The sequence below is a fragment of the uncultured Aliivibrio sp. genome (assembly GCF_946479765.1).
Lineage (GTDB): Bacteria > Pseudomonadota > Gammaproteobacteria > Enterobacterales > Vibrionaceae > Aliivibrio.
In genome coordinates this window covers 1-7,445 of the sequence record NZ_CAMLHO010000084.1, presented here as the reverse complement: position 1 = coordinate 7,445, position 7,445 = coordinate 1, and the positions used below count along the sequence as shown (strand labels likewise).

The 7,445-nt window shown below is 35.9% G+C and carries 11 protein-coding genes; 5 read left to right on the top strand and 6 right to left on the bottom strand.

Going from position 1 to position 7,445, the window contains the following annotated elements; all coding sequences use genetic code 11:
* Positions 1 to 489: AAA family ATPase (locus tag Q1K78_RS16595; protein WP_300181454.1), on the bottom strand; the 489-nt coding region annotated here is incomplete at its 3' end.
* 180 nt (positions 490 to 669) lie between these two features.
* Here Q1K78_RS16595 and matP point away from each other — a divergent pair.
* A complete protein-coding gene (gene matP, locus Q1K78_RS16590) occupies positions 670 to 1,116 on the top strand; it encodes a macrodomain Ter protein MatP (RefSeq protein WP_300181452.1) in 447 nt (148 codons plus the stop codon).
* A gap of 76 nt (positions 1,117 to 1,192) precedes the next feature.
* Here matP and Q1K78_RS16585 read toward each other — a convergent pair whose 3' ends face one another.
* From Q1K78_RS16585 to Q1K78_RS16565, 5 genes are all read right to left on the bottom strand, one after another.
* Entirely contained in the window at positions 1,193 to 1,747 is a 555-nt protein-coding gene (locus tag Q1K78_RS16585; RefSeq protein ID WP_300181450.1) for a DUF1439 domain-containing protein, read from the bottom strand.
* Positions 1,748 to 2,131: 384 nt separating this feature from the next.
* On the bottom strand, positions 2,132 to 2,644 hold the full coding sequence (locus Q1K78_RS16580) for a response regulator (protein WP_300181448.1): 513 nt from the start codon (positions 2,642 to 2,644) through the stop codon (positions 2,132 to 2,134).
* Positions 2,645 to 2,646: 2 nt separating this feature from the next.
* Positions 2,647 to 2,862, bottom strand: coding sequence for an ATP-binding protein (locus Q1K78_RS16575; RefSeq protein ID WP_300181456.1), 216 nt, complete (start codon positions 2,860 to 2,862; stop codon positions 2,647 to 2,649).
* Positions 2,863 to 2,977: 115 nt separating this feature from the next.
* The gene (locus tag Q1K78_RS16570) at positions 2,978 to 3,334 is read right to left on the bottom strand and encodes a hypothetical protein (RefSeq protein ID WP_300181446.1); all 357 of its coding nucleotides are present in this window, start codon (positions 3,332 to 3,334) and stop codon (positions 2,978 to 2,980) included.
* 96 nt (positions 3,335 to 3,430) lie between these two features.
* The gene (locus Q1K78_RS16565; RefSeq protein ID WP_300181444.1) at positions 3,431 to 3,886 is read right to left on the bottom strand and encodes a hypothetical protein; all 456 of its coding nucleotides are present in this window, start codon (positions 3,884 to 3,886) and stop codon (positions 3,431 to 3,433) included.
* A gap of 268 nt (positions 3,887 to 4,154) precedes the next feature.
* Here Q1K78_RS16565 and ccoN point away from each other — a divergent pair, with 268 nt between their 5' ends.
* Genes ccoN through ccoP form a run of 4 tightly spaced genes read left to right on the top strand, consistent with a single transcriptional unit; the run spans position 4,155 to position 7,370 of the window.
* Entirely contained in the window at positions 4,155 to 5,585 is a 1,431-nt protein-coding gene (gene ccoN, locus Q1K78_RS16560) for a cytochrome-c oxidase, cbb3-type subunit I (protein ID WP_300181442.1), read from the top strand.
* A 12-nt stretch (positions 5,586 to 5,597) separates the two neighbouring features.
* Complete coding sequence (ccoO, locus tag Q1K78_RS16555) at positions 5,598 to 6,209, top strand: cytochrome-c oxidase, cbb3-type subunit II (RefSeq protein WP_300181440.1); 612 nt, start codon at positions 5,598 to 5,600, stop codon at positions 6,207 to 6,209.
* A gap of 10 nt (positions 6,210 to 6,219) precedes the next feature.
* The gene (locus Q1K78_RS16550; RefSeq protein WP_300181438.1) at positions 6,220 to 6,399 is read left to right on the top strand and encodes a CcoQ/FixQ family Cbb3-type cytochrome c oxidase assembly chaperone; all 180 of its coding nucleotides are present in this window, start codon (positions 6,220 to 6,222) and stop codon (positions 6,397 to 6,399) included.
* Positions 6,399 to 7,370, top strand: coding sequence for a cytochrome-c oxidase, cbb3-type subunit III (ccoP, locus tag Q1K78_RS16545; RefSeq protein WP_300181436.1), 972 nt, complete (start codon positions 6,399 to 6,401; stop codon positions 7,368 to 7,370). The genes Q1K78_RS16550 and ccoP overlap by 1 nt, the downstream gene beginning before the upstream one ends.
* Positions 7,371 to 7,445 lie beyond the last annotated feature (75 nt).

The following is a 7,445-nucleotide window of genomic DNA, read 5'->3' as shown; positions in this document are numbered from 1 at the left end:
TGTTTTTTGCATTGGTGATTTAAGATCGCTAGCAGCAATAGTGACAGGATGACCTTGTAATAGACTTTTTAATCGAGGCCATAAGTAAGGCTTTGCAAGTAACAGGCTAGGTGACATAACAAGAAAACCACCATCGGCTTTTTGCAATAATCCGTGCTCTAGAACGTCACTTTTATTATGGTAGACACCAAAAAGCTCAGCTTCAGAGCAACTATCTAGCATAATCACAGAGGGAGTTTCTGAATTTGATGAGCGACTTTTTGCATTTAGCAGCAACCAATTTGAGACATATTCACGATATACATGATTATCTAACGCATTGATTTGAAGTATGTTAACACCATTTATGTGAGAAAAAATCTCTAAAGCTTGAGTTAATCTAGGCTGAAGAGAATAGGGTGATTGTGCGTCAATGCTATAAGATTGGTTTAAAGAATCTTGAATATGATCGTATTGAGGCGCGATTAAAAATGGTGTGTCTAACGGCATGCTTACTTATGGATAAAAAATAATAACTGATTATACATGACATAACCGCATACGTCTGATTTTTCAGTGGTTACATTATCATTTAGAGCTTAATCCCATTATCGAGTTATTCTATTGAAGAAAAAACTTACACGAGTTACACTGTCACCCCAATTATCCCTGTGAATATGAGTCTATTTAATGAAATATCAACAACTTGAAAACCTAGAAGCTGGTTGGAAATGGATGTATCTATTTAATAAGTATCGTATGGGAGAGTCTATTACCTGCTACCTTGATTCAAGTGAACAACAACAAATGGTTAATGAGTTTTTAAAGTTAGAGCATGAACCAGTTAAAGCTCTTGAATGGATTCAAAAGCACATGAATCCTGATTTGGAAAATAAGTTAAAGCAGGCGATCCGAGCAAAAAGAAAGCGTCATTTTAACGCAGAGCAAGAACATACTCGTAAAAAATCTATCGATTTAGATTATCGCGTATGGGAGAAGTTATCCCTTAGAGCTCAAGACTTGGATTCAACACTTTCTGATACGATTGAGTATTTATTAAGTGAAGCATCAAGAACTGAAAAGGCCAGTCAAACAGTATCTACGTTAAAAGCGGATTTACACGATTTATTAAAGTAGATACTGCTTTTAGTTTTCTAGATATACTTTTTATATTAACCCGTATACTAATGCACTATAACTTAAATGATTATACCTAATCAAATAACTCAATCACTAGCTTATTGTTCTTTATTACTAAATTAGGCTCAGCTGATTTAATAATAGATTCCTTCAGTTTATCTGCATTTAACTTATAAGCGGGCTTATTTGATAAAGCATAGCCAATAATAGAAACAGCTGGCTTTAATAGTGATGTAAGTTCAGGTGAGAGCTGCTTGTTTTTTTCTGCAAACTTTTCTAAGCGCAATGATTTTAAATAGATTTCTCCTGTTTCTTTATCATACTCAGGCACTGCGCTAAACTCTAACGTTAGGTCTAGATTTTCTTTTAACTCATCCATCATTTGAATAACAGCAGTCGTGTTAGCGAAAACACTAATTCGATTTACATCGATACGGCCAATAGTCACGTCAACATTTTCGACATTAACTTGTGCATAGAGAAAGCCAGGAATGCCAACTGATTTATTTATGTGAATTTCATCTGAGAGGTAATCAGTCATTTCCTTTTCAGTGATTGAGTAACTAGCACAACCGGTAAGAACTAAGCTAGAGAGTAAAGTTAGTAGTGTCCATTTCTTAATTGTCATTTAATGATTAAACCTTAGTAAGCAACTTGATCACATGAAATATAAAAACATCAATAGTGACAAGGTAACAATAAATTATTGGGATTAAGTTTAACGACATTGCAGCTTAGGTACAAACACCAAAGAAGCAAATAACAAGATAATTGATGGAACTGTATTAAAATCAGTGAATTACTGTAGGAATAATAAACATAATTAGGTGCGCATTATATATCTTATGTTAAATATGGTTTGGTATTTAGTAGATAAGAGCTTTATATACCTCCCCATTCCCAATTATCGACTTAATACTCACTAATTTAACCATAATCGTATTTACCATAAAATAGCTAATAATCATTAAATAATACTTCGTATTTATCTATTGATTATTAGCTTAGAGATCTAATAATTTTTTAATTCTATTGCTCTTATTAGTTTTGAACTAAAATCATCTATACCAGAATCTAAATATATTTTCTTTTCAGAATTCATTGCATGAGCAATTATAGGTAATGTTATTCCAAGTTCTCTCAATTCTTTCGTCGCCGTGAGCCTATCTTTAATTGGCATCGATATATCCATTAGAATTAAATCATAACTTGAAAGTGTATCTTTTGTTATTTCTAAAATGGCTTCTTCACCATGACTAACAATACAAACGTCATGGCCTTGCCTTTCTAGCATCAACTTAATGATTGCTTGGTTCGCTTTATTATCTTCAGCAACAAGTACTCGTATTTTATTTATCGTTAAATCTAATCGTTCTAAATTTGGCTGCTTATCAACTTTTATTACCTGTTGTTGAGTTATTTCTTTTAATGGCAACACAACTATAAATTTAGTAGCTTCATTTAAGATACTTTCGACCTTAATTGTGCCATTCATTAACTTAGTTAGGTATTTAATGATCGACAAACCTAATCCAGCCCTCCGTATTGACGAGTAATTGAGCTATCTGCCTGTACAAATGGCAGAAATAATTGATTTAATGCATTTTTGCCAATTCTAATACCTGTATCAGAAACAGACATAGAAGTCAGCCTACGGTATATTTGTTTGATATTTATACAAATAAGGCATTTTTTAGTGCATTTTACCGCGTTTCCGACAATGTTGAATATTATTTGAGCTATTCGTGTTGGGTCTGCGTAACATAAACTGGTACCAAATGTGACACTGTCACAGTTAAGGTAATTAGATCTTTGTCTATCTTGTCCTTAAAGAAATCAACGGCTGTATTAATTGTACTTAGTAAATCAATTTAGTTCTGGCTGATTTAATTATAGAGATCAGTGAATCATCATTAATTAACGTAAATAAATTACGGGATAAAATTTTGGCACTATTAATCTTTGAGCGTGATAAGTAAGTACAATTAAACTGAAGATCGATTTCCCAAAACCAATCCCCAACAGTTTCGGCAAAATCCTGAAAGCGTTCTTTGCTTAACTTTAATTCTTTTGTTGTTTGGAAACTGTTTTTTTTAATGAGGATAAAACAAAGTATAATATTTGGTTCAGTAAACTCTTTATCTAGATTCATGATACATTCTTTTATTGCAACTATTGAATCTATTTTTTGTGAAATACTGCTAACTATCTTCATAATCGCTCCAAATACTGCTACTTATGCTTTAAACCTTTTTCCTTATAGATGAACGATTGATTTTCATATATTTTATATATAAAGCATTGAAATTATTTATTTTTTTGAATTGAAAATTACATTTAATGCCTTAGTCTCAGAAGATAGGTTAATTTGCCACTTCATTTCATTATGTTTACATTTTGGTACAAAAACTGAATACAATTGCATATTATCTTCAGTTTTTAAAGAGAGAAACTTCAATGTCCCCATATTCATATTGACCCCTTTAGCCTCCATTTCCCATGCAGAATCAATTCCTATCACAGATACTGTAATTTCAGAATTTTGCTTAATCGGCCTTTCTTGTACATCAATAATGATTTGATTATTATCAATATTCAATATGCACGCTTGATTTGTTATGTCACAACGCTCTAAATTTTCACTGATTGGACTCATGTCACTTACTGGGACATAGGTTATTGTTCTCCAAGTAAATGCAGCAATAAGCACCACTAATAATAAAATAAGTTGAAATAAACGTGGACCTGTTAACTTTTCTACTGCCATTGATGAAAACCTCTGTGTTATCTAGTTCAAAAAAAATGAAAAAATGTTACTTAACCGTAAATATACAGTGAGCATCAACTATGATTCATTTTTGAAGTGAAGTATCATTGACGCCGGAAATGCTATTTTTGCATTAAAAAAGGATATTTCAAAATAAATGGGTCACAAATCTAATTATTAGGAATTGAATTTTGGATAGCATTGCGGACAATTTGTTCGCACTATGGAAAGTAAAGTGTAGTTATAATAAAAGTGGAAGCATGCAATTATGAGCCAAGTACAGCAGCATGAACAAAACTACAACTATACCGTTGTTCGTCAGTTCTCTTTAGTAACCATACTATGGGGTATTGTTGGCATGGGTGTAGGTGTACTAATTGCCGCTCAGTTAGTTTGGCCGCAACTTAATTTCGACACACCATGGCTTACGTATAGCCGTCTGCGTCCTCTGCATACTAATGCAGTAATTTTCGCATTCGGTACAAGCGCCCTGTTCGCAACATCTTATTATGTTGTTCAGCGCACTTGTCAAACACGTTTGTTTGGTGGTCCATTAGTTGCGTTCACCTTCTGGGGTTGGCAAGCAATTATCTTAGCAGCAGCAATTACGTTGCCACTAGGTATGACATCAGGTAAAGAGTATGCAGAATTAGAGTGGCCGATTGATATCGCTATCACTTTAGTTTGGGTTGCGTATGCTATCGTTTTCTTTGGAACCTTGTTTAAACGTAAGACATCTCACATCTACGTTGCAAACTGGTTCTTTGGAGCATTTATTTTAACCGTTGCGGTTCTTCATATTGTGAATAGCCTTGCTGTTCCGGTATCACTAGGTAAATCATATTCGATTTATTCTGGGGCTGTTGATGCGATGGTTCAATGGTGGTATGGCCATAATGCAGTAGGTTTCTTATTGACCGCAGGTTTCTTAGGTATGATGTATTACTTCGTACCAAAACAAGCAGAACGTCCAGTTTATTCTTACCGTTTATCTATTGTCCACTTCTGGGCATTAGTATCACTTTATATCTGGGCTGGTCCTCACCATTTACATTACACAGCTTTACCTGACTGGACTCAGTCACTTGGTATGGTTATGTCATTAGTTTTATTTGCTCCATCTTGGGGCGGTATGATTAATGGTATTATGACCCTGTCTGGTGCTTGGCATAAACTTCGTTATGACCCAATTCTTCGTTTCTTAATTGTTTCTCTGTCTTTCTATGGTATGTCTACCTTTGAAGGCCCGATGATGGCGATTAAATCAGTAAACGCCCTATCTCACTATACTGACTGGACTATCGGTCACGTACACTCTGGTGCGTTAGGTTGGGTTGCGATGGTTTCAATTGGTTCTCTATACCATTTAATTCCTAAGCTATTTGGTCAAGAGCGTATGTACTCTGTATCACTAATCAATGTTCATTTCTGGTTAGCGACTATCGGTACGGTTCTTTACATCGTAGCAATGTGGATTTCAGGTGTAATGCAAGGTCTAATGTGGCGTGCAGTAAATGCAGATGGCACATTAACGTATAGCTTTGTTGAGTCATTAGAAGCCTCTTACCCGTTCTATTTTGTTCGCTTCTTAGGCGGTCTAATCTTCTTGTCAGGTATGTTCTTACTTGCATTTAATGCATATAAAACAATTTCTGCTCCGAAGAATAGCCTAAAAGCTATCCCTCAACCAACACTATAAGGAGATCAGGTTATGAGTTCTAATCGTCATGAAATCATAGAAAAAAATGTTGGCCTCCTCGCTGTATTGGTTATTGTTGCTATTAGTTTTGGTGCATTAGTAGAGATCACTCCGCTAATATTCCAAAAGCAAACAACAGAGCCAGTTGAGAACCTACGCGTTTATACTCCTCTAGAAATGGAAGGTCGTGATATCTACATCCGTGAAGGTTGTAATGTTTGTCACAGCCAGATGATCCGTCCATTCCGTGCAGAAACGGAACGTTACGGTCATTATTCTGTTGCTGGTGAAAGTGTTTGGGAACATCCATTCTTATGGGGTTCTAAACGTACAGGTCCTGATCTAGCTCGAGTCGGTGATCGATATTCTGATGAGTGGCATCGTGTTCACTTAATTAACCCTCGTGATGTAGTTCCTGAATCAAACATGCCTGGCTTCCCTTGGTTAGCTGAGAACGTGCTTGATGGAGAACTAACATCGAAGAAAATTGCCATTTTCCGTAATAACTTTGGTGTTCCGTACACTGAAGATGATGTAAAAAATGCATCTGAAGCGGTTAAAGGCAAGACTGAAATGGATGCACTTATTGCTTACCTTCAGTCTCTTGGTCACGCAATGAAGTAAGGAGGTCCCTATGGACGCTGGAACTATTCATGCAATTTGGACAGTCATTCTGTTTTTAAGCATGGTAGGCATTATTTTCTGGGCATACAGTAAAAAACAAAAAACACGTTTTGACGAAGCGGCTAATTTGATTTTTGCTGATGAAGAAGATAGTACTTCAAGCCAACTTAAGACAGGAGTCGAAAAATAATGAGTACTTTTTGGAGTCTCTGGATAAGTGTCATTACCATTGGTACGCTGATAGGTTGTGGTTTACTTCTTCGTTTTTGTCTGAAAAACACAACAGGCGTTGAAGAAGGTGAAGACATGGGTCATGAATACGATGGTATTCGTGAGCTAAATAATCCATTACCAAAATGGTGGTCTTATATGTTCTGGGCAACAATCGTTTTTGCGATTGTTTATTTAATTCTTTACCCAGGATTAGGCAACTTTAAAGGCGTATTAGGCTGGACAAGTTCAGATCAAACTGTTCGTACTGTTGAAGAATCACGAGCATCAATTGAACGTGCTCATAAAGATAAAACGCTTGATCAGTTTGCTCGTGAATTAGACGACGCAAACACAAACTTTGGTGAAACATTCTCTAAACTTGCATATAAGCCAGGAACGTCTGAGTTTCGAGCTATTACTGATATTGCAAATGATGAAGATGCGCTAAAAGTGGGTCAACGTTTGTTCTTACAGAACTGTTCTCAATGTCATAGTTCGGATGCAAGAGGTATGATTGGCTTCCCTAACCTAACCGATAACGCATGGTTATATGGTGGTGAGCCACAAGCAATCAAAACAACTATTATGAATGGTCGTATTGGTAACATGCCTGCTTGGGGTGATGCTTTAGGTGCTGATGGTATAGAAGAAGTAGTTAGCTACACGCTTAGCTTATCAGGTCGTAAAGTTAACGCTAAAGATGCCGCTGCTGGTAAACAACGATTTATCGTTTGTGCTGCATGTCATGGTACAGATGGAAAAGGTAACCCTGCTTTAGGTGCTCCTGATCTCACTGACAATGATTGGTTATTTGGCGACTCTCGTGCCGCGGTTACTGAAACCGTCATGAATGGTCGTCAAGGTGTTATGCCTGCATGGAAAGACGTATTAGGTGAAGAAAAAGTTCAACTTCTTTCTGCTTACGTCTGGAGCCTAAGCAACAAATAATAAAAATAATAGCCCCTGTATATTTAGGGGCTTTTTTCTATCTTAAGAACACACGATATAAACTCATATTTTCAC

What these genes read in the sequence shown, in the direction of transcription:
- ccoP (WP_300181436.1), top strand. Translation starts at nt 6,399, where the DNA reads ATGAGTACTTTTTGGAGTCTCTGGATAAGTGTCATTACCATTGGTACG.
- ccoO (WP_300181440.1), top strand. Translation starts at nt 5,598, where the DNA reads ATGAGTTCTAATCGTCATGAAATCATAGAAAAAAATGTTGGCCTCCTC.
- matP (WP_300181452.1), top strand. Translation starts at nt 670, where the DNA reads ATGAAATATCAACAACTTGAAAACCTAGAAGCTGGTTGGAAATGGATG.
- ccoN (WP_300181442.1), top strand. Translation starts at nt 4,155, where the DNA reads ATGAGCCAAGTACAGCAGCATGAACAAAACTACAACTATACCGTTGTT.
- Q1K78_RS16565 (WP_300181444.1), bottom strand. Translation starts at nt 3,886, where the DNA reads ATGGCAGTAGAAAAGTTAACAGGTCCACGTTTATTTCAACTTATTTTA.
- Q1K78_RS16585 (WP_300181450.1), bottom strand. Translation starts at nt 1,747, where the DNA reads ATGACAATTAAGAAATGGACACTACTAACTTTACTCTCTAGCTTAGTT.
- Q1K78_RS16570 (WP_300181446.1), bottom strand. Translation starts at nt 3,334, where the DNA reads ATGAAGATAGTTAGCAGTATTTCACAAAAAATAGATTCAATAGTTGCA.
- Q1K78_RS16550 (WP_300181438.1), top strand. Translation starts at nt 6,220, where the DNA reads ATGGACGCTGGAACTATTCATGCAATTTGGACAGTCATTCTGTTTTTA.